This is a genomic window from Streptomyces sp. NPDC088246, assembly GCF_044741025.1.
Taxonomy (GTDB): Bacteria; Actinomycetota; Actinomycetes; order Streptomycetales; family Streptomycetaceae; genus Streptomyces.
Genome location: NZ_JBIURV010000022.1, coordinates 1 through 20,871, shown reverse-complemented (window position 1 = coordinate 20,871; position 20,871 = coordinate 1). Strand labels below are relative to the sequence as shown.

The following is a 20,871-nucleotide window of genomic DNA, read 5'->3' as shown; positions in this document are numbered from 1 at the left end:
TCGGCTCCTCGGTCGATGGTGATCGTTGTACGGCATGGTATCGGGACGCCTGCGGCGGACTCGTTCCCCAGCCGCCCCTTCCCGTATCCGGGGGCGGAGCCCCAGTACGGGAAGGGGCGGCTGGGGGGCAAGGCCCGCCGCAGGCGCACCCGCCACCTATGCCCCCGGCCGCTCCGGTGCTCGCTTCGCCGGCGTCTGGGCCAGCGACGCGAGCGCGATCCGGATCGCCTCGTCCAGCTGCGGATCCCGCCCCGCGGCATGGTCCTGCGGCGCCATCACGACCTCGACATCGGGATCGACCCCGTGGTTCTCCACACCCCAGCCGTAACCCTCGAACCAGAACGCGTACTTGGGCTGGGTGACCGACGTCCCGTCCACGAGCTTGTACCGGCTGTCGATGCCGACCACCCCGCCCCAGGTACGCGTGCCGACCACCGGCCCGATGTGCAGCGCCTTGATCGCGGCGTTCACGATGTCGCCGTCCGAGCCGGAGAACTCGTTGGCGACGGCCACCACGGGGCCGCGCGGTGCGTCCTCCGGGTAGCTGTACGGCTGCCTCCCGCGCGGCAGGTCCCAGCCGACGATGCGCCGGGCGAGCTTCTCCACGATCAGCTGCGAGGTGTGGCCGCCCCGGTTCTCCCGTACGTCCACCACCAGCCCCTCGCGGGCCACTTCGATCCGCAGGTCGCGGTGGAGCTGTGCCCAGCCCGAGCCGACCATGTCGGGGACATGGAGGTAGCCGAGGCGTCCGTCGGAGTGCTCGTGGACGTAGGCCCGCCGGTCGGCGACCCACGCGTGGTAGCGCAGCGCCTCCTCGTCGGCGACCGGTACGACGACGACATGGCGCGGGTCACCGCCGTCCACCGGTGAGACGGTCAGCTCGACCGGTTTGCCGGCCGAGCCGGTGAGCAGCGGTCCGGGCCCGGCCACCGGGTCGACCAGGTGCCCGTCGACGGCGAGGATCGCGTCCCCGACGCGCACCGCCACCCCGGGTGCGGCGAGCGGCGAGCGGGCCGCAGGGTCGGAGGTCTCCGACGGCAGGATCCGGTCGATGCGCCAACTTCCCTCGCCCGTACGGGAGATGTCCGCACCGAGCAGCCCCTGCCGGGCCGAGTCGTCGCGCCATCCGCCGGGCGGCGTCACATAGGCGTGCGAGGTGCCGAGCTCGCCCTGCACCTCCCACAGCAGGTCGATCAGGTCGTCATGGGTGGCGACGCGCTCCAGCACCGGGCGGTAGCGGTCCAGGACTCCGTCCCAGTCGATGCCGCCCATGTCGGGACGCCAGAAGTTGTCCCGCATGATGCGCCCGGCCTCGTCGTACATCTGACGCCACTCGGCGGCCGGGTCGAGGGTCCGGCGAATCCGGGAGAGGTCGACGGTGACGCTGCTGTCGCTGCCGCCGTCGTGGTCGTCGCCGGCCGGGACGCGGCTGTCGGACGGTACGACGCGCAGCTTGCCCCGGGTGTACAGGACGATCCGCTTGCCGTCGCCGCTGACCGCGAAGCCGTCGACGTCCGAGGCGAGTTCCTCGCAGCGCAGCTTCTCCAGGTCGTACCGTTCGACGACGGTCTCGGGCCGGCGGGCGTCGGGCGTGGCGCCGCTCGTACCGAGCACCCCGGTCACCGGGTGGCTCAGCCACAGCAGCCCGTCCTTCGCGGCGCGCAGCGTGGAGTAACTGGCGGCCTCGACGGGCAGCGGCACGATCCGGTCGGCGAGTCCGTCGAGGTCGATCCGGGTGACGGGCAGCGCGGTCGGGTTGTCCTCGCCCTCGCCGCCGCCCTTCTCCTTCTCGGCCGGACGGCCGTGGCGCTGCGGCCCGAACGGAGAGGGCGTGGTGGCGGCGAGCGTCAGCAGATGCGGACGGCAGGCGCCGATGAACGCCAGGTCGAAGACATGGGCGTCGTAGACCGGGTCGAAGGACCGCTCGGAGAGGAACGCAAGGTGCTTGCCGTCGGTGGTGAACGCGGGGGCGAAGTCCCGGAAGCGCAGCGGGGTGGCCTCGGCGACCGACAGATCGGCGAGGTGCGCGAGCTTGAGCTGCCTGAGCGGCTCGGGCCCGGGGTGCGACCAGGCGAGCCAGGCGGAGTCGGGCGAGAAGACAAGGCCTGAGGCGTCGCCGTGCTCGCTCCGGTCCACCTCGTGGACCTCGCCGCTCTCCCGCTCGACGATCAGTACCCGCCCGTCGTGCGCGGCAACGGCGAACCGGCTGCCGTCCGGGGCCGCCACCAGGCCGAGGACCCTGCCGATACGACCTGCGGCGAGGCGGCGCGGTACGGCGCCCGGCGCGGTGCCGGTGGCGGGTGCGCACTCCAGGGCGTCGTCGCCCTCGGCGTCGGTGACCCAGACGACGTGCTGGTCGCCGTCGGCCTGGAAGGTACGGGGCATCCTGGCCCGTACGCCCGGTTCGACGGCGAGCGCCCGGGCCGGGCCCTCGCGGTGGGTGACCCAGTGGACGGCGCCGCGCGTCCCGACGGCACTGCCGCGGCCCGTACGGTCCGGGGACGCGGAGTCGAGGTGGCTGCCGGCGTGCACCGAGTGGGGCTGGAGGTCGGCGCGCTGGCCGCCGAGCCGGATGTCGATACGACGGGGCTCGGAGCCTTCGAGGTCGTCCAGCAGCCAGAGTTCACCCGCCGAGGAGTAGCCGACGCGGGTTCCGTCGGTGGTCGCGTGGCGGGCGTAGAACCCCTCGACGCCGGTGTGCCGGCGCAGATCCGAGCCGTCGGGGAGCGAGGAGTAGAGCGCGCCCACGCCTTCGTGGTCGGAAAGGAAGGCGACGCGGTCACCCACCCACATCGGGGATTCGATGTTCCCGTCGAGGTCCTCGTGCAGCCGTACGAACTCCGCCGGGCCGTCGCTCGCGCCCTCTTCCGCGATCCACAACTTGCCCGCGGTGCCGCCCCGGTAGCGCTTCCAGGCGGCGGCCTCGCGCCCCATGGTGGCCGAGAGCAGCAGGACCCGCCCGCCGGGCCCGTACGCGAGGGAGCCGACCGGCCCGTACGGCAGGGTCCGCGCGGGCCCGCCGTCGACCGGTACGGCCCTGGCCCAGCTGCGCCGCAGTGACGCCTGCCCCTGGGCGCTGATGACCAGTACGTCGCCCCCGGGCGTCCAGCCGCGTACGGAGGTCCGTGCGTCGCCCCAGTACGTGAGCCGCTTGGAGGGGCCGCCGTCGACCGGTGCGATGTGCACTTCGGGCGCCCCGTCCCGGGTGGACGTCCAGGCGACGCGGGTTCCGTCGGGAGATATCCGCGGGTTGGTGACAGGTCGGTTGTCGGCGCTGACGCGCCAGGCTCGGCCGCCGTCCAGCGGCGCCAGCCAGACATCGTCCTCGGCGGTGAAGGCGATCAAATCGCCCTGGACATGGGGGTATCGGAGGTAGGCAGGCTGCGTCACACGGATCAGCCTAGGCCGCTGACGTGCTCCGCGGAACTGGGTTGGCCGGAGTCCGCCGGGTGGTCCGGTGCCGGTCACACTCACTTACCCAGGGGCGATTCGGTCACCGTGACCGTCACGGTGACCGTCGGCCGGGCGCCGCCACTGCCGCCGCCCCGGGGCTGATTCGCCCCGACGGCCGACGGGGCGGCGTTGTTGCAGTTGCCGAGCACATCTGACCGGAAGACGGCCTTCCCGCCGGTCCTGGCGGTCAGGTCGCCCCGCACACACCGCCCGTCGAGAGCCTGGGTCACCTTGCCGGTGATCGTGATGTCCTTGCCGCTCCCCGTCCTTCCGGTGCAGTCGACGTCCGCGATCCGGCGCGCGGAGGCGGAGGGCGACGCGCCCTGGAGCCGGTCCCCGTCGACGTCGGCCGTGCAGTTCAGCCACCGCACATCGACCCCGTTGCGCTCCAGGGCGCTGGTGCCGGTCAGGTCGGTGGTCACGGCGATGGATGTGGAGTTCATGCTGCCCGTCGGCTCACAGGCCACGACACTTGCGACCGCCGCGCCCGCGAGTGCGGACGCGGCCAGAACGCGACGGGTTCTTCCCTGACCCCATGCCCTTGATGTCCCCATACGGGCAGTTTCCCACCGTTCCCCCACGACGCGGTAGACGGCTTGCGGCCACAACGGGGCGGCGCAGGCGCGCCGGAGGGGGCTTACGCCCAGCGGCCGGTGCGCCCCAGCAGCAGTGCCGTCGCCGCCGTGCCCGCCGTCGAGGTGCGCAGAACCGACGTTCCGAGCCGGCAGGTACGGGCCCCCGCGGCGGCGAAGTCCGCCAGTTCGTCCGGCGACACACCCCCCTCGGGGCCGACGACCAGCACGATCTCGCCCTGGGTGGGGAGCTGGACGGTGGCCAGCGGCTCACTGTCGTGGCCCCGGTCCTCGTGCAGGACTGCGGCGAAGTCCGCCGCGGCCAGAAGTGCGGCAACCTGTTTGGTCGTCAGCGCGTCCGCCACCTCGGGGAAGCGCACCCGGCGCGACTGCTTGCCTGCTTCCCGGGCGGTGTTGCGCCATTTCGCGAGGGACTTGAGGCCGCGGTCGCCCTTCCACTGGGTGATGCAGCGCGACGCCTGCCAGGGCACGATCGCGTCGACACCGGTCTCCGTCATCGTCTCGACGGCGACCTCGCCGCGGTCCCCCTTGGGCAAGGCCTGGACGACGGTGATACGGGGTGCGGGCCACGGCTCCTCATGAACCGTCGCCAGTGCGGCGACCACGAGCCGGTCCTTGCCCTCGGCGGCCCTGACGACGCCCTCCGTCCAACGGCCGTGGCCGTCCGTCAGCACGACGTCCTCACCGGCGTGCAGCCGCTTCACCGATACGGCGTGCCGTCCCTCGGGTCCTTCCAGGACGAACTCGGGCCCGTCGGGGACCTGTTCGACGACGAAGACCGGTGCGGTCACTGCGTACTCCCTGTGCTCACTGCCGTCCGTGCGGCGTCCAGTTCTTCTGCGAGCAGTCCGATCAGCCGGCCGGCGGGCAGCTCGCGTGCCATCCGGTGCCCCTGCCCCGCCCACAGTGCCATGCCCTGGGCGTCCCCGGCCTTTGCCGCCGCCGCGCGCAGCCCCGCCGTCAGATAGTGGACCTGCGGGTAGGCGGCGGGGGCGTACGGGCCGTGCTCGCGCATGAAGCGGTTGACCAGGCCGCGGGCCGGGCGGCCGGAGAACGCCCGGGTCAGGGCGGTCCGTACGAACAGCGGGTTGGTCAGTGCCTGCTTGTGCAGCAGATTCGCCCCGGACTCGGGGCAGACGAGAAACGCCGTGCCGAGCTGCGCCGCCTCCGCACCCGCGGCGAGCACCGCGGCGATCTGGGACCCGCGCATCAGCCCGCCCGCGGCGATGATCGGCACCTGTACGGTCTCGCGGACCTGGGACACCAGGGAGAGCAGCCCGATCCCGGTGCCGTCGGTCTGCGGGTCGTCGCGGTGGGTGGACTGGTGGCCGCCCGCTTCTATGCCCTGGACACAGACCGCGTCGGCCCCCGCCCACTGGGCGGCCTGGGCCTCCTCGGGCGTGGTGACCGTCACGACGGTGTACGTGCCGACGCCTGCGAACGCGTCGAGGGTGTCGCGTGTCGGGCAGCCGAAGGTGAACGAGACTGCCGGGACCGGGTCCTCCAGGAGGATGGCGAGCTTGGCCTCGTAGCCGTCGTCGCCGCTGGAGTCCGGGTCGCCGAGCGGGGTCTCGTACCAGGCGGCCTCGCCGGCCAGCTGATGCCGGTACACCTCGACGGCGCTCGGGTCGGCGAGACCCGGCTGCGGCATGAAGAGATTGACGCCGAAGGGCTGACCGGTCAGCCCGCGCAGCTGTTTGATCTCGTTGTACATGCCGTCCGCCGTCTTGTACCCGGCGGCGAGGAAGCCCAGCCCGCCCGCTTCGGCGACGGCCGCGACGAGCTGCGGACAGGACGCACCACCCGCCATCGGGGCCTGCACGACCGGATACCGGCAGAGATCGGTCAACACGGATGACATGACCGCATCGTGTCACGTCCTGCATGCCTCGGCGTGCGCGGCCTGCGGTCCATTTTGTCCTCAAACGCCGGACGGGCTCGGCAGGCGAGCCCGTCCGGCGGCGGGGAACGGTGTGCGGGGGCCGTCAGCGCCCGTTGAAGGCGTCCTTCAGCCGGGAGAACAGCCCCTGCTGCCCGGGCTGGAACTGGCCGGTGGGCCGCTCCTCGCCGCGCAGCTTCGCCAGGTCCCGCAGCAGTCGCTCCTGCTCCGGGTCCAGCTTCGTCGGGGTCAAGACCTCGACGTGCACGATCAGATCGCCACGCCCGCCGCCCCGCAGATGCGTGATCCCGCGGCCGTGCAGCGGGACCGACTGGCCGGACTGGGTGCCGGGCCGGATGTCGACCTCCTCCAGGCCGTCGAGCGTCTCCAACGGCACCTTGGTGCCGAGCGCGCCCGCCGTCATGGGGATGGTGACCGTGCAGTGCAGATCGTCGCCGCGGCGCTGGAACACCGAGTGCGGCAGCTCGTGGATCTCCACGTACAGATCCCCGGCCGGGCCGCCGCCGGGGCCGACCTCGCCCTCGCCCGCGAGCTGGATGCGGGTGCCGTTGTCGACACCGGCGGGGATCTTCACGGTGAGCGTGCGCCTCGACCGGATACGGCCGTCGCCGGCGCACTCCGGGCACGGGGTCGGCACGACCGTACCGAAGCCCTGGCACTGCGGGCAGGGCCGCGAGGTCATGACCTGACCCAGGAAGGACCGGGTGACCTGGGAGACCTCGCCGCGGCCGCGGCACATGTCACAGGTCTGGGCGGAGGTGCCGGGTGCGGCGCCCTCGCCGTTGCAGGTCACACAGACGACGGCCGTGTCGACCTGGATGTCCTTGGTGGTGCCGAACGCGGCCTCGGCGAGATCGATCTCCAGCCGGATCATCGCGTCCTGGCCGCGCCGGGTGCGCGAACGGGGTCCGCGCTGCGACGACGTACCGAAGAACGCGTCCATGATGTCGGAGAAGTTGCCGAAGCCACCCTGTCCGAATCCGCCCGCGCCACCGCCGCCGGAGGCGGACAGCGGGTCGCCGCCGAGGTCGTAGACCTGCTTCTTCTGCGGGTCCGACAGCACCTCGTAAGCGGCGTTGATCTCCTTGAACCGCTCCTGGGTCTTCGGATCGGGGTTCACATCCGGATGCAGCTCACGAGCGAGCCGACGGAATGCCTTCTTGATCTCGTCCTGAGATGCGTCGCGGCGCACGCCGAGTACGGCGTAGTAGTCCGTGGCCACTTACGACTCCGCCAGGATCTGTCCGACGTAACGTGCCACTGCGCGTACCGCTCCCATCGTTCCGGGGTAGTCCATGCGGGTCGGTCCGACCACGCCGAGTTTGGCGACTGCCTCGTCGCCCGAACCGTAGCCGACCGCGACGACGGACGTGGAGTTGAGCCCCTCGTGGGCGTTCTCGTGCCCGATCCGTACGGTCATGCCCGAGTCCTTGGCCTCGCCGAGCAGCTTCAGCAGCACGACCTGCTCCTCCAATGCCTCCAGCACCGGCCGGATCATCACAGGGAAGTCGTGCCCGAAGCGGGTGAGGTTGGAGGTGCCGCCGATCATCAGCCGCTCCTCCGTCTCCTCGACAAGGGTTTCGAGCAGGGTGGAGAGCACGGTGGACACGGTTCCCCGGTCCTCGCTCTCGAAGGATTCCGGCAGATCCTGCACCAGCTGCGGGACATCCGCGAAACGGCGTCCGACGACCCGGCTGTTGAGCCGGGCCCGCAGATCGGCGAGAGAGGTCTCACCGAACGGAGCGGGGCAGTCGATCATGCGCTGCTCGACCCGGCCGGTGTCCGTGATCAGCACGAGCATCAGCCGGGCGGCTGCCAGCGACAGCAGCTCCACATGCCGAACCGTCGACCGGGTCAGCGAGGGGTACTGCACGATGGCGACCTGCCGGGTCAGCTGCGCGAGCAGCCGTACGGTGCGGCCCACGACATCGTCGAGGTCGACCGCGCCGTCGAGGAAATTGTGAATGGCACGACGTTCCGGCGACGAGAGGGGCTTGACACCCGCAAGCTTGTCGACGAAGAGCCGGTAGCCCTTGTCCGTCGGGATGCGTCCCGCACTGGTGTGGGGCTGGGCGATGAAACCCTCGTCCTCCAGCACCGCCATGTCGTTGCGGACGGTGGCCGGGGAGACCCCCAGCTTGTGCCGCTCCGTGAGCGCCTTGGAGCCCACGGGCTCCTCGGTGCCGACATAGTCCTGGACGATGGCGCGCAGCACTTCGAGTCTGCGTTCGCTGAGCATCGCGCACACCTCCAGCTGTGTTTCCTCGGTGGTTCTCGGGCCGTTCCTGTTTCATTCCCAGGAATCCCCCTGGCACTCTGTCCTCACGAGTGCCAGCAATCCCCCGGCCAGTGTACGGCGGCCGGGTGGGGGCCTAGCAAGGGCGACCGGTCACGCTACCGCGAGACTGCGCAGGTCGTTGCCGATAGCGTCGCGGTATGGACGCCTCTTGGGAAGAGTTCGGCTGGGAGCGACTCGGTCACGGAGTGGGCCGACGGCGCCTCCCCGGATGGGATGCGACAGTCGCACTGGTGGTCGGAGCGGATGGAGTGCTGCTCTACGACACCGGATCAACACTCCGCGAAGGTGAGGAAATCCGGGCCCAGGCACAGGCCCTGCTCGGCCGGAAGGTGACGCATATCGCACTCAGCCACCCCCATTTCGACCATGTACTGGGCACCGCCGCCTTCTCCGGCACCCAGGTGTACGGAGCAGTCGGCATGGCCGGGCTGATGAAGCTCGGGGCGGACGATCTGCACGCCTCCGCGGTGCGCCACGGAGTGTCCGAAAACGATGCGGCCGAGGCCGTCGATGCGCTGGTGGCCCCGCACCATGAAGTGCGCGACGAGTGGACGCTCGATCTGGGCGGCGGCCGTCAGGTGCTGCTGGCGAATGTGGGCCCCGCCCACAGCAGCCACGATCTGGCGGTGCTCGTCCCCGGCTCCCCCTCGGTGGTGCTCTGCGGCGACTTGGTCGAGGAGTCCGGCGAACCGCAGGCGGGACGGGACGCCGTCCCGTCCCGCTGGCCGGCCACGCTGGACCGGCTGCTGGCGCTGGGCGGCGAGGACGCGGTGTACGTTCCGGGGCACGGGGCGGTGGTGGACGCGGCGTTCGTCAGGGACCAGCGTGACCAACTGGCCGTCCTCTTCGGCGTGTCGTGACGTGTTGTCGTCTTATCGTCATCCGATGCGCAGCTACCAGCCGGACCTGACCCCGCCGTGGAAGAAGTCCGCCCCCGTTCCCGAGGTCCCCGCCGATCCCGATCTGGTCGTGGAGGAGGTCTCCACGGGATTCTGCGGTGCGGTGATCCGCTGCGAGAAGACGGCCCAGGGTCCGACGGTGACCCTGGAGGACCGCTTCGGCAAGCACCGGGTGTTCCCGATGGAGCCGCGCGGCTTCCTGCTGGAGGGCCGGGTGGTCACGCTCGTGCGCCCGTCGGCGGCCGCTCCCGTACGCCCCGCGCGTACGGCATCGGGTTCGGTCGCGGTCCCCGGGGCGCGCGCCCGGGTCGCGCGGGCGGGCCGGATCTATGTGGAGGGCCGCCACGACGCGGAGCTGGTCGAGCGGGTCTGGGGCGACGACCTGCGGATCGAGGGCGTGGTCGTCGAATACCTCGAGGGCATCGACGACCTCCCGGCCATCGTGCGCGAGTTCTCCCCCGGCCCGGACGCCAGGCTGGGCGTTCTGGTCGACCACCTGGTCCCGGGCTCAAAGGAGTCCCGGATCGCCTCCCAGGTCTCGGACGCGAACGTGCTGGTGGTCGGCCACCCCTACATCGATGTGTGGGAGGCGGTGAAGCCGTCGTCCGTGGGCATCGCCGCCTGGCCGGTGATCCCGCGTGGCCAGGACTGGAAGACGGGCGTGTGCCGCGCTCTGGGCTGGCCGGAGAACACGGGCGCGGCCTGGCAGCGAATCCTGTCCACGGTGCGCTCGTACCGGGATCTGGAACCGGCACTGCTGGGCTCCGTGGAGCACCTGATCGACTTCGTGACGGCGCCGCCTCGGTAGCCCCTTCGCCGGACCCCCGGCCTCTCCGGGGGCGGAGCCCCCGGTTACGGGAAGGAGCGGGCAGGGGAACGGGCCCGCCGCAGGCGCACCCGCACCCCACCCGGCCCCGCACCCGCCCTCTCAGTCCACCAGATCCCGCACCACCGCATCCGCCAGCAACCGCCCCCGCAACGTAAGCACCGCCCGCCCCTGCCCGTACGGCACCCGCTCCAGCAGCCCGTCCTCCACCGCCCGCCCCGCCGCGCCCAGCCCCGCCGGTGCCAGCAGCGACAACGGACACCCGTCCGCGAGCCGCAGCTCCAGCAGGATCCGCTCGACCCGCCGGTCCTCGGCGGAGAGGATCTCGCGCCCGGCCCCCGGCGATCGCCCCTCGGCCAGAGCCTGCGCGTACGCCCCCGGATGCTTCACGTTCCACCAGCGCACCCCGCCGACATGGCTGTGCGCCCCGGGACCGGCGCCCCACCAGTCGGCTCCGCGCCAGTACAGCTCGTTGTGCAGGCACCGGCCCTCGGGTGTGCGGGCCCAGTTCGACACCTCGTACCAGGAGAAGCCCGCCGCGGTCATCGCCTCGTCCGCGATCAGATACCGGTCCGCATGGGCGTCGTCATCGGTCATCGGAATCTCGCCGCGCCGGATCCGCCGGGCCAGCTGCGTCCCCTCCTCGACGATCAGCGCGTACGCGGACACATGGTCCGGCCCCGCGCCGATCGCCGCGTCCAGCGAGGCCCGCCAGTCGTCGTCGGACTCCCCGGGCGTGCCGTAGATCAGATCGAGGTTGACGTGCTCGAAGCCCGCCTCCCGCGCTTCGGCGACACACGCCTCGGGCCGCCCCGGCGTATGCGTACGGTCCAGGATCTTCAGCACGTGCTGCCGCGCGCTCTGCATCCCGAACGAGATCCGGTTGAAGCCGCCCTCCCGCAGCTCGGCCAGATACGCCGGATCGACGGATTCCGGGTTGGCCTCGGTGGTGATCTCGGCATCGTCCGCGAGCCCGAACTCGTCGCGGATCGCCCCCAGCATCCGTACCAGGTCTCCGGCGGCCAGCAGGGTCGGTGTGCCGCCGCCGACGAAGACCGTACGGACCGGACGCGGATCGTCACCGAGGACCTTGCGGGCCTGGCGGACCTCGCCGATCAGATGGGCCGCGTAGTTGTCCCGGGAGGCCAGCGCACCGCCGGAGCCGCGCAGCTCGGTGGCGGTGTAGGTGTTGAAGTCGCAGTAGCCGCAGCGGGTCGCGCAGTACGGCACATGCAGGTAGAAGCCGAGCGGCCGGTCGGCGGCGCCTTCCAGGGCATGGCGGGGCAGCGCCCCGTCGTCGGGTACGGGTTCACCATCGGGCAGTACGGAAGGCATACCGCCCATTGTCACTCGCCGCCGGGGACCTCCGAGCCACGTTCATGATCACGAAGGGGCACGCACTCGCGGGCCGCACCGCGGCACCCGGGCCGCAGCAAGCACCCCCGGCCGCCCCGCCGCACCCTCACCCCGCCTGCAGCACCAGCAGCGCCAGATCGTCATCGGGCGGCCGCTCGGCGAATTCGTGCACGGCCCGCTTGATCCGGTCCGCGATCCCGTCCGCCGACAGCCCGGCACAGTCGGCCAGCGCCCGGGCCAGACCGTCCCCGTCGTCGAACATCAGCGTCCCGGAGCGCCGCTCCGTCACGCCGTCCGTGACGCACAGCAGGCTGTCGCCGGGCGCCAGATCGAAGATCTGGCTCTCGTACGCGACGTCGTCGAAGATTCCGAGCAGTATCTGCGGCTCGGCGGCCGGCCGCACCTCGCCGTCGGGGCGCAGCAGCAGCGGCAGCGGGTGGCCGGCGCTGGCGAGGGTGCAGCGCACGCCGCCGCCGGGCAGCGGCACGAGTTCCCCGTACAGCAGGGAGAGAAAGCGGGACTGCCCGGTGTCCGCCGTCTGCTGGCCGCCCGCCGCGGCCACCATGAGCGCGGCCGCCTCGGCAGCCTCCATCGCGTCGTCGAGGAGCAGCCGGTTGAGCCGGTCCAGCACTTCGCCGACGCCGAAACCCTCACGGGCCAGCAGCCGCAGCCAGGGCCGGGCGAGGCCGGTGACGACGGCGGCTTCGGGGCCGCTGCCCTGTACATCACCGAGGACGAAGCACCAGCGGTCGCCGGGGCACGGGAAGATGTCGTAGAAGTCGCCGCCGACGACCCCGTCGTCGCTGGGCTCGTACACCAGTGAGCTGGTGACGCCGGGTATGTCGGCGACCTTGCTGGGCAGCAGCGCGCGCTGCAGGATGCGGCTGATGGTGGCCTGCCGGGTGTAGGCACGGGCGGCTCCGACGGCGAGGCCGACACGGCGTACGAAGTCCTCGATCAGGGCGGTCACTTCGTCGGGGACACGTACCGTGCCCTCCCGGCCCAGGAGTACGGCGCCGAGTGTCCGGCCGCCCGATGTGATCCGGTAGGCGAGAGCGGATCCGGCGCGCCCCTCGGATTCCCCGCCGTCCTCCTCGCCGCCGGGCCAGGGCATGGAGACGGGCCCGGTGCCCACCCGCTCGGGCAGCCGGATCGGGTCCTGCTCCAGCACCGTACGCAGCTGCCCGGTCTCGGCCTCGTCCCGGTGCCAGGCGCTGGCGAGCCGGGGGACGGCCGCGGGGCCGCCGTTCTCGGGCTCCAGCCAGATCGCGCACCAGTCGGCGAGTCTGGGCACCAGTAACTGTCCGGCGAGGGCCGCGACGATGTCCTCGTCGAGCTGGCCTGCGAGCAGGTCCGAGGCCTCGGCGAGGAACGAGAGCGCGCCGCGGCCGGCCCAGTCCGCGTCGTCGCGAAGGGCCCGCCGGGCGGTGGGGGCGAGCAGCTCGGCTGCGCGCAGCCCCTGCTGGAATCCGGACTCGGCCGACGGTTCGGGGAACGGGTTCCAGTCGTCGACGGGAAGCCGGGCCCAGACGGTCTTGAGGCCGGTGCGGTAGGTGATGCCCCAGCGCTCGGCGAGGGTGCCGACGAGCTGGAGCCCGCGACCGTACTCGGCGGGCTCCTCGGGGCCGGTGGGGGCATCGCCCTCCGCCGTGTCCGCTGCGTCCGTCGCGCTGCCGGCCTCCGGGCGTTCGCTGCGTACGGCACGGGCCGGGTGGTGGTCGGAGACCTCCAGCACCAGGGCCGCGGCCTCGTCCTCGGCGGCCTCCTCGAGCCGGCAGAGCAGCTCGACATTGGTCCCTGCGTGCACGACCGCGTTGGTGACCAGCTCGCTGACGACGACCGCCGCATCATCGGCCAGACGTTCGCTGAAGCCCACGGCCGCCGGCAGTCCCAGCCCGGTCCACTCGGTGAGCGCTGCCCGGACGAACCGGCGGGCGGCGGAGGGCGCGAGGAGGTTTCCGGGCAGGGACGTACGGGCGACCGGCCGCGCATCCGCATGGCCGACGGTGATACCGGGACGCTGAACGATGTCCCGCTGCAAGGGAATGGGCCCCACGGTGCAGCTCCTGACCTGTTCTCGCTCTGTCTGTCTGTTCTCGTTCTGTTCTCGCTGGGCGCCGCTGACGACACCGACAGAGTGACAGATGGACCATGCTCATAAGCAACGAGTTGCCGAAGTGAGCAGAGAAAGTGAGCAGAGGAAAACGGAAGCAGCCGCACCGTGCGGCCGGTCGGTGAGAACCCGTATTACGCCTCGCGGGCTCCTGCGTACATGTCGTCGATGAGGCCCTTGTACTCACGCTCGACGACCGGCCGCTTCAGCTTCAGACTGGGCGTCAGCTCGCCGTGCTCGATGTCGAGATCGCGGGGCAGCAGCCGGAACTTCTTGATGGTCTGCCAGCGCTGCAGCCCCTCGTTGAGCCGCTTCACATAGCCCTCGATGAGCGCGACGGCCTTGGGGGACGCCACCACTTCGGCGTACGGCTTCCCGCCCAGGCCGTTCTCGGCGGCCCAGCCGAGGATGGTCGGCTCGTCGAGTGCGATCAGGGCGGTGCAGAAGTTACGGTCCGCGCCGTGCACCAGGATGTTGGAGACGAACGGGCAGACCGCCTTGAACTGTCCCTCGACCTCCGCCGGGGCGATGTACTTGCCGCCGGAGGTCTTGATCAGGTCCTTCTTGCGGTCGGTGATCCGGAGATAGCCGTCCACGGACAGCTCGCCGATGTCGCCGGTGTGGAACCAGCCGTCCGCCTCCAGCACCTCGGTGGTCTTCTCCGGGAGCCCCTGGTAGCCCTGCATCACGCCGGGGCTGCGCAGCAGGATCTCGCCGTCGCCGGCGATCCGTACCTCGGTACCGGGGAGCGGCTTGCCCACGGTGCCGGTGCGGTAGGCCTCGCCCGGGTTGACGAAGGAGGCGGCGCTGGTCTCGGTGAGGCCGTAGCCCTCCAGGATGTGGATGCCGGCGCCCGCGAAGAAGTAGCCGATGTCGGGGGCGAGCGCCGCGGAGCCGGAGACACAGGCGCGCAGCCGGCCGCCGAAGGCCTCGCGGATCTTGGCGAAGACGAGGGCGTCGGCGACCTTGTGCTTGGCACCGAGCGCGAACGGGACGGAGGCCGTGCCGGTGCGCCGGAAGTTGTCCTGCGAGACCGTCGCGTACTCGCGGGCGACCCCGGCCGCCCACTGGAAGATCTTGTACTTGGCCCCGCCACCGGCCCGCGCCTTGGCCGCGACACCGTTGTAGACCTTTTCGAAGATCCGGGGGACGGCGGCCATGTACGTCGGCTGGACCACCGGCAGATTCTCGATGATCTTGTCGACCCGGCCGTCGACGGCGGTGACGTGGCCGACCTCGATCTGGCCGGAGGTGAGGACCTTGCCGAAGACGTGCGCGAGCGGCAGCCAGAGGTACTGGACGTCGTCCTTGGTGATCAGGCCGGTCGCCACGGTGGCCTTGGCCATGTACGACCAGTTGTCGTGCGGCAGGCGTACGCCCTTGGGGCGGCCGGTGGTGCCCGAGGTGTAGATCAGGGTGGCCAGCTGGTCGGCCGTGATGGCGGCGACCCGCTCCTTGACCGCATCGGGGTTCTTCGCCAGGTGCTCGGCGCCGCGGGCCTCCAGATCGGCAAGGGTGAGCACCCAGCCCTCGGGGTCGCCCTCGGCGGGTCCGGCGCCCTCGGGGTCGATGACGACGACATGGGCGAGGTTCGGCAGCTCGGCGCGGCGCTCGCGGGCCTTGGCCAGCTGGCCGGCGTCCTCGGCGATCAGGACCCGGCTCTCGGAGTCCGAGAGGATGAACGCCGACTCCGCGGCGTTGGTCGACGGGTAGATGGTCGTGGTGGCGGCACCCGCGCACATCACACCGAGGTCGACGAGGATCCATTCCACTCGCGTGCCGGCGGCGAGCGCGATCCGCTCCTCCGGCTGCACACCCAGACCGATCAGCCCTGCCGCGATGGCGTACACCCGCTCGGCGGCCTGGGCCCAGCTCAGCGACTTCCACTCATCGGGTCCCTCGCCGGTGGCCGCAGGGACGGGGTAGCGGTAGGCCTCCCCGTCCGGGGTGGCCGCCACGCGATCGATGAAGAGGTTCGCCACGGAGGGCGGTCGGTTCTCGATCAAGGTCTGTGTGTCGCTCACGACATCCTCCGAGCCTGCGGCAGTGCTTCACGACCGGCTGCTGATTGCTGCTTGTTCCTACGTGTGTTCCCGCGCACCCCGTGCGCTCGGTCCTGCGTGACTTGGTCCTGCGGTGCTTGTCCTGCGGCGCTCGGTCCCGCTTGTTTAACTGGCGAGTAACTACGAAGCCGTGATCAGGGTAGAGCGCCCGCGTCCGCCGCGTAAGGGGCAAAGGGCCGCCGCTTCATAACAAACGGGCCCCTGCGTCGCAGTGCGCTGCGACGCAGGGGCCCGTTGGGCTACCACCGGGTAGGGGCGGACGGAGCCGGGGTGGCGTCCGGGGCGGGAGTTGCTTCTCGGCCTTGCGGCGGAGGCTACTTCTTGGCCTTGCCGTCCCCGCCCGACTCGTCCGTCGACAGCACGGCGATGAAGGCCTCCTGCGGCACCTCCACATTGCCGACCATCTTCATCCGCTTCTTGCCTTCCTTCTGCTTCTCCAGCAGCTTCCGCTTACGGGAGATGTCACCGCCGTAGCACTTCGCGAGGACGTCCTTGCGGATGGCGCGGACGGTCTCACGGGCGATGACCCGGGAGCCGATGGCGGCCTGGATCGGCACCTCGAAGTTCTGCCGCGGGATCAGCTCGCGCAGTTTGGCGACGAGCCGCACGCCGTACGCGTACGCCTTGTCCTTGTGCGTGACCGCGGAGAACGCGTCGACCTTGTCGCCGTGCAGCAGGATGTCGACCTTGACGAGCTGGGCGGACTGCTCGCCGGTGGGCTCGTAGTCGAGGGAGGCGTAACCCCGCGTCTTGGACTTCAGCTGGTCGAAGAAGTCGAAGACGATCTCGGCGAGCGGCAGGGTGTAGCGGATCTCGACCCGGTCCTCGGAGAGGTAGTCCATGCCGAGCAGGGTGCCGCGCCGGTTCTGGCAGAGCTCCATGATCGCGCCGATGAACTCGCTGGGGGCCAGGACCGTGGCGCGCACGACGGGCTCGTGCACCTTGTCGATCTTGCCCTCGGGGAATTCGCTCGGGTTGGTGACGGTGTGCTCGGTGCCGTCCTCCATCTCGACGCGGTAGACCACGTTGGGCGCGGTGGCGATGAGTTCGAGACCGAACTCGCGCTCCAGCCGCTCACGGATCACATCGAGGTGGAGCAGACCGAGGAAGCCGACGCGGAAGCCGAAGCCGAGCGCGGCGGAGGTCTCCGGCTCGTACACCAGGGCGGCGTCGTTGAGCTGAAGCTTGTCGAGCGCCTCGCGCAGGTCCGGGTAGTCCGAGCCGTCCAGCGGGTACAGGCCCGAGAACACCATCGGCTTGGGGTCCTTGTAGCCACCCAGCGCCTCGGTCGCGCCCTTGCTCAGGGAGGTGATGGTGTCACCGACCTTGGACTGCCGGACGTCCTTCACACCGGTGATGATGTAGCCCACTTCGCCCACACCGAGGCCGTCCGCCGGGGTCATCTCCGGGGAGGAGACCCCGATCTCCAGCAGCTCGTGGGTGGCGCCGGTGGACATCATCCTGATGCGCTCGCGCTTGTTGAGCTGACCGTCGACGACACGGACGTACGTGACGACGCCCCGGTACGAGTCGTAGACCGAGTCGAAGATCATCGCACGGGCGGGGGCGTCGGCCTTGCCGACCGGGGCCGGAACGTCCTTGACCACCCGGTCGAGCAGCACGTCCACGCCGACACCGGTCTTCGCGGAGACCTTGAGCACGTCCTCCGGCTGGCAGCCGATGAGGTTGGCCAGCTCCTCGGAGAACTTCTCGGGCTGCGCGGCCGGCAGGTCGATCTTGTTGAGCACCGGGACGATGGTGAGGTCGTTCTCCATCGCCAGGTAGAGGTTGGCCAGCGTCTGGGCCTCGATGCCCTGCGCGGCGTCGACCAGCAGGACCGTGCCCTCGCAGGCGGCGAGCGAGCGGGAGACCTCATAGGTGAAGTCCACGTGGCCCGGGGTGTCGATCATGTTGAGGACGTGGGTGCGGCCCTGGTCCTCGCCTGTGTTGGGCGCCCAGGGCAGACGTACCGCCTGGGACTTGATGGTGATGCCGCGCTCGCGCTCGATGTCCATCCGGTCGAGGTACTGAGCACGCATCTGCCGCTGGTCGACCACGCCCGTCAGCTGAAGCATCCGGTCGGCAAGGGTCGACTTGCCGTGGTCGATGTGCGCGATGATGCAGAAGTTGCGGATCAGCGCCGGGTCGGTACGGCTCGGCTCGGGCACGTTGGTAGGAGTCGCGGGCACGCAGGGTCCTGATTCTTGAGACGCCGAACGCCGTGTCTCGGGTCGATGTCGGTTCGGTCGGATCGATACGTAGCCTCCATCGTCCCATGGTTGCGGGGCGGAGACCGGTTTGGGCCGGTCGGAGCGGGGCTGGTACCGTTGACAGCTGTGCCTCGCGACTCTCTCAGGCCGTGGGGCGCACATCGAAGATCCAACGAACCTGAAAAGGCTCTTTCGTGGCGAACATCAAGTCCCAGATCAAGCGGAACAAGACGAACGAGAAGGCGCGCCTGCGCAACAAGGCCGTCAAGTCCTCGCTCAAGACCGCTATCCGCAAGGCCCGTGAGGCTGCCGTCGCCGGTGACGTCGAGAAGGCCACCACGGCCGCTCGCGACGCCTCCCGCGCGCTCGACAAGGCCGTCTCGAAGGGTGTCATCCACAAGAACGCCGCCGCCAACAAGAAGTCGGCGCTGGCCTCCAAGGTTGCCTCCCTCCAGGGCTGAGCTTTCTGATGTAACCGCCGGAACGGACCAGCGGGCCCTCTCTCCCGCCCCTGCCCGGCCCCCGCGCCGCACACCGAACCTGCGTTCGCCACGCGGGTGCGACGCACCAAGCGTGAACCGAAGGCCCCGACCCCGCTCTCCCCAGAGCGAGGCCCGGGGCCTTCGGCGTATCGCTTCGAGCCCGTCCGGTTTTTGAGCTCGTCCGGCGTGTGAGCCCGTCCGGCGCTTGAGCTTGAGGGCAGAGCAGCCGCCGGGCGAACCCGGCGCCCTCGCCCCGCCCGGCTACCGCCCCGACCGCGCCGCCCGCGCCACCGCGACCACGGCCTTCTCCAGCGCGTACTCCGGATCGTCGCCGCCCCCCTTGACGCCTGCGTCCGCATCCGCGACCGCCCGCAGCGCCACCGCCACGCCGTCCGGCGTCCACCCACGCATCTGCTGGCGCACCCGGTCGATCTTCCACGGCGGCATGCCCAGCTCACGGGCGAGGTCCGCGGGCCGCCCTCCGCGCGCCGAGGACAGCTTTCCGATCGCCCGTACGCCCTGTGCCAGCGCGCTGGTGATCAGCACGGGCGCCACCCCGGTCGACAGCGACCAGCGCAACGCCTCAAGGGCCTCCGCAGCGCGCCCCTCCACTGCGCGGTCGGCGACCGTGAAACTCGATGCCTCCGCACGGCCCGTGTAGTAGCGGGCGACGACCGCCTCGTCGATCGTGCCCTCGACATCCGCGACGAGCTGCGAGACCGCACTCGCCAGCTCCCGCAGATCGCTGCCGATGGAGTCGACCAGCGCCTGGCACGCCTCGGGGGTCGCCGAGCGCCCCAGCGCCCGGAACTCCGACCGCACGAACGAGAGCCGCTCGGCAGGCTTGGTCGTCTTCGGACACGCGACCTCCCGCGCCCCGGCCTTGCGCGCCGCGTCCAGCAGGCCCTTGCCCTTGGCTCCGCCCGCATGCAGCAGAACGAGGGTGATCTCCTCGACCGGATCACCGAGGTACGCCTTGACGTCCTTGATCGTGTCGGCGGAGAGATCCTGCGCATTGCGCACGATCACCACCTTGCGCTCGGCGAAGAGCGACGGGCTCGTCAGCTCGGCAAGGGTGCCGGGCTGGAGCTGGTCGGAGGTGAGATCGCGGACATCCGTGTCGGGGTCGGAGGCACGGGCCGCCGCCACCACCTGCTGCACGGCGCGGTCGAGGAGCAGGTCCTCCTGGCCCACGGCGAGCGTGAGGGGGGCGAGCGGATCGTCGGTGGAATTCCTTCTGGTGGCCATCGCCGTCCAGCATCCCACGCGCCACTGACAACCCCCATCGCCGAAGCAACGGCGTACACCGTACGGGAGAATGGGCAGGTGAGCGATGTAAGACATGTGCTGGTGCTGCCCGACCGCGATGCCGCGGAGGAGGTGGCCGCGGAACTCGGCGACCGCTTCGGGGTCACCGAGGAACCCCAGCTCGTACGCGATGCACTGGCCGGCGAGGACGATGCCGAGGACGCCCAGTGGCTGGTGGTCGTGGAGGACCCGTCGCGGCGGCTGGACTCCTCGGCACTCGATGCGCTCGCCGCGGAGTACGAGGGGTGGCTCGAAGCGCCCTAGACCCGGACTTCGCGGGTCACCGTTTCAGGTCTGTGGCCAGCGGGTTTGTCCGATGTCGGTGTCGAGGAGATCGAGGAGGTGAAGTTGAACGCCACGGGTGATCTGGACGGTGGGTGGGTCGGTGATGTGGCCGATCCGCAGGGTGAGTTCGCCGAGGTGGTAGAAGATCATGCGGCCGGTGGGGCGCACGCGGCGGTTGTCGGGGTAGAGGCCGGTCATGGTCTGTTCCGGCCCCAGGGCCCGTCTGACCTGCCGTTCGATCAGGCAGAACACCAGCAGGGCCAGGCAGATGACCTGGACGAGGGCGGCGACGCGCCGGTTGTGCTGGACGAAGACCGGTGCGACCGCGAGGGGCCCTTTGAAGTCGTGGTAGCGGCGCTCGACCGCGCCCTGGCCCTTGTAGTTGATCAGGACCTGGCCGGGATCGGCCTGCTCGGCGGGCAGGGTGGTCAGCAGCGCGTACCAGCCGTCGACGGCAGCTTCGGCGTCCAGGACGCCGGAGTCGAAGTGCCAGTTCAGAGCGGGTCGGCCACTGTCATTCTCGGTGACGGCATAGCGCAAGCAGGCGGTGACTCGGCGCTTCGCCGCGATCACACCGACGCGGGCGACGATCTTGTCGGCACTTTTGTAGTGCCGCCCGCCGGCCGCCGAGGCGAGCTTGTCCAGGTCCTCGGCGGTCTTGCTCAGACGCTTGTTCCGGGCGGCCTGCTGGCCCGCGGCGTTCGCAGTGGAGTGGACCAGGATCCGCCGCACGGTGAGCTCGGGATCACTCTTGCGCGCCCCCTTCAGGGTGTGGGTGTCCTCCAGTACGCGATACCTCTCGCGCTGCTCGGGCGGCTTTCCGGCGTCTCTGTCCGGCACCCAGTCCACGACGTCCGCCAGATCGAGGTCGAGTTCGGCATAGACCTCGTCCTTGACCTGCGCGGCCGGTGCCGGTGCGACGAAGTGCACCCCGGCGGCCAGCAGCGCGGAGAGGTTGGCGTACGAGACCAGCTTGGAGTCGGCGACCATCAGGAAGTCGCGGGTGCCAGCCATCGTGCGCAGGTCCTTCATCGCGCCGACGACCTGGGAGACCTCGGCCGCCGGTCCGTCGAAAACGCGGGCG

16 protein-coding genes are annotated in these 20,871 nt (G+C 70.8%); 4 read left to right on the top strand and 12 right to left on the bottom strand.

The window, feature by feature from the left end; genetic code table 11:
• Nucleotides 1–156: 156 nt before the first annotated feature.
• The 6 genes from ACIPEK_RS27510 to hrcA all read right to left on the bottom strand — a co-directional run bounded on the left by ACIPEK_RS27510 (nt 157) and on the right by hrcA (nt 8,185).
• Entirely contained in the window at nt 157–3,390 is a 3,234-nt protein-coding gene (locus ACIPEK_RS27510) for a S41 family peptidase (RefSeq protein ID WP_402001175.1), read from the bottom strand.
• An 80-nt stretch (nt 3,391–3,470) separates the two neighbouring features.
• A complete protein-coding gene (locus ACIPEK_RS27505; RefSeq protein ID WP_402001172.1) occupies nt 3,471–3,896 on the bottom strand; it encodes a hypothetical protein in 426 nt (141 codons plus the stop codon).
• Between the two features lie 194 nt (nt 3,897–4,090).
• Entirely contained in the window at nt 4,091–4,837 is a 747-nt protein-coding gene (locus tag ACIPEK_RS27500; RefSeq protein WP_402001170.1) for a 16S rRNA (uracil(1498)-N(3))-methyltransferase, read from the bottom strand.
• A complete protein-coding gene (locus ACIPEK_RS27495) occupies nt 4,834–5,907 on the bottom strand; it encodes a nitronate monooxygenase (RefSeq protein WP_383070324.1) in 1,074 nt (357 codons plus the stop codon). The genes ACIPEK_RS27500 and ACIPEK_RS27495 overlap by 4 nt, the downstream gene beginning before the upstream one ends.
• 124 nt (nt 5,908–6,031) lie before the next feature.
• Complete coding sequence (gene dnaJ / locus ACIPEK_RS27490; protein WP_402001166.1) at nt 6,032–7,168, bottom strand: molecular chaperone DnaJ; 1,137 nt, start codon at nt 7,166–7,168, stop codon at nt 6,032–6,034.
• The gene (hrcA, locus tag ACIPEK_RS27485) at nt 7,169–8,185 is read right to left on the bottom strand and encodes a heat-inducible transcriptional repressor HrcA (RefSeq protein WP_072483581.1); all 1,017 of its coding nucleotides are present in this window, start codon (nt 8,183–8,185) and stop codon (nt 7,169–7,171) included.
• Between the two features lie 197 nt (nt 8,186–8,382).
• On the opposite strand from hrcA, the gene ACIPEK_RS27480 reads away from it, so the two are divergent.
• Complete coding sequence (locus ACIPEK_RS27480) at nt 8,383–9,105, top strand: MBL fold metallo-hydrolase (RefSeq protein ID WP_402001164.1); 723 nt, start codon at nt 8,383–8,385, stop codon at nt 9,103–9,105.
• Nucleotides 9,106–9,130: 25 nt separating this feature from the next.
• Entirely contained in the window at nt 9,131–9,952 is an 822-nt protein-coding gene (locus ACIPEK_RS27475; RefSeq protein WP_402001162.1) for a DUF3097 domain-containing protein, read from the top strand.
• Nucleotides 9,953–10,072: 120 nt separating this feature from the next.
• Here ACIPEK_RS27475 and hemW read toward each other — a convergent pair whose 3' ends face one another.
• The 4 genes from hemW to lepA all read right to left on the bottom strand — a co-directional run bounded on the left by hemW (nt 10,073) and on the right by lepA (nt 17,691).
• A complete protein-coding gene (hemW, locus tag ACIPEK_RS27470; protein WP_402001159.1) occupies nt 10,073–11,314 on the bottom strand; it encodes a radical SAM family heme chaperone HemW in 1,242 nt (413 codons plus the stop codon).
• A gap of 118 nt (nt 11,315–11,432) precedes the next feature.
• Nucleotides 11,433–13,367 (bottom strand): SpoIIE family protein phosphatase, encoded by a 1,935-nt coding sequence (locus tag ACIPEK_RS27465; RefSeq protein ID WP_402001499.1) that lies wholly within the window; start codon nt 13,365–13,367, stop codon nt 11,433–11,435.
• A gap of 206 nt (nt 13,368–13,573) precedes the next feature.
• The gene (locus tag ACIPEK_RS27460) at nt 13,574–15,463 is read right to left on the bottom strand and encodes an AMP-dependent synthetase/ligase (RefSeq protein ID WP_402001156.1); all 1,890 of its coding nucleotides are present in this window, start codon (nt 15,461–15,463) and stop codon (nt 13,574–13,576) included.
• A gap of 353 nt (nt 15,464–15,816) precedes the next feature.
• On the bottom strand, nt 15,817–17,691 hold the full coding sequence (gene lepA, locus ACIPEK_RS27455; protein ID WP_383070336.1) for a translation elongation factor 4: 1,875 nt from the start codon (nt 17,689–17,691) through the stop codon (nt 15,817–15,819).
• A gap of 215 nt (nt 17,692–17,906) precedes the next feature.
• Between lepA and rpsT the strand changes: the two genes are divergently transcribed.
• Nucleotides 17,907–18,173, top strand: coding sequence for a 30S ribosomal protein S20 (rpsT, locus tag ACIPEK_RS27450; protein WP_093897085.1), 267 nt, complete (start codon nt 17,907–17,909; stop codon nt 18,171–18,173).
• Nucleotides 18,174–18,455: 282 nt separating this feature from the next.
• On the opposite strand, the gene holA is transcribed toward rpsT, so the two are convergent.
• Nucleotides 18,456–19,442: a DNA polymerase III subunit delta gene (gene holA, locus ACIPEK_RS27445; protein WP_093897084.1), complete on the bottom strand. Its 987-nt coding sequence runs from the start codon at nt 19,440–19,442 to the stop codon at nt 18,456–18,458.
• Nucleotides 19,443–19,520: 78 nt separating this feature from the next.
• Between holA and ACIPEK_RS27440 the strand changes: the two genes are divergently transcribed.
• The gene (locus ACIPEK_RS27440; protein ID WP_402001152.1) at nt 19,521–19,766 is read left to right on the top strand and encodes a hypothetical protein; all 246 of its coding nucleotides are present in this window, start codon (nt 19,521–19,523) and stop codon (nt 19,764–19,766) included.
• A 24-nt stretch (nt 19,767–19,790) separates the two neighbouring features.
• On the opposite strand, the gene ACIPEK_RS27435 is transcribed toward ACIPEK_RS27440, so the two are convergent.
• Nucleotides 19,791–20,871: hypothetical protein (locus ACIPEK_RS27435; RefSeq protein WP_402001149.1), on the bottom strand; the 1,081-nt coding region annotated here is incomplete at its 5' end.

Bases quoted from the DNA above. Each gene is read 5' to 3' on its own strand.
- hrcA (WP_072483581.1), bottom strand. From the start codon at position 8,185: ATGCTCAGCGAACGCAGACTCGAAGTGCTGCGCGCCATCGTCCAGGAC.
- ACIPEK_RS27480 (WP_402001164.1), top strand. From the start codon at position 8,383: ATGGACGCCTCTTGGGAAGAGTTCGGCTGGGAGCGACTCGGTCACGGA.
- ACIPEK_RS27505 (WP_402001172.1), bottom strand. From the start codon at position 3,896: ATGAACTCCACATCCATCGCCGTGACCACCGACCTGACCGGCACCAGC.
- ACIPEK_RS27475 (WP_402001162.1), top strand. From the start codon at position 9,131: ATGCGCAGCTACCAGCCGGACCTGACCCCGCCGTGGAAGAAGTCCGCC.
- ACIPEK_RS27495 (WP_383070324.1), bottom strand. From the start codon at position 5,907: ATGTCATCCGTGTTGACCGATCTCTGCCGGTATCCGGTCGTGCAGGCC.
- holA (WP_093897084.1), bottom strand. From the start codon at position 19,442: ATGGCCACCAGAAGGAATTCCACCGACGATCCGCTCGCCCCCCTCACG.
- hemW (WP_402001159.1), bottom strand. From the start codon at position 11,314: ATGGGCGGTATGCCTTCCGTACTGCCCGATGGTGAACCCGTACCCGAC.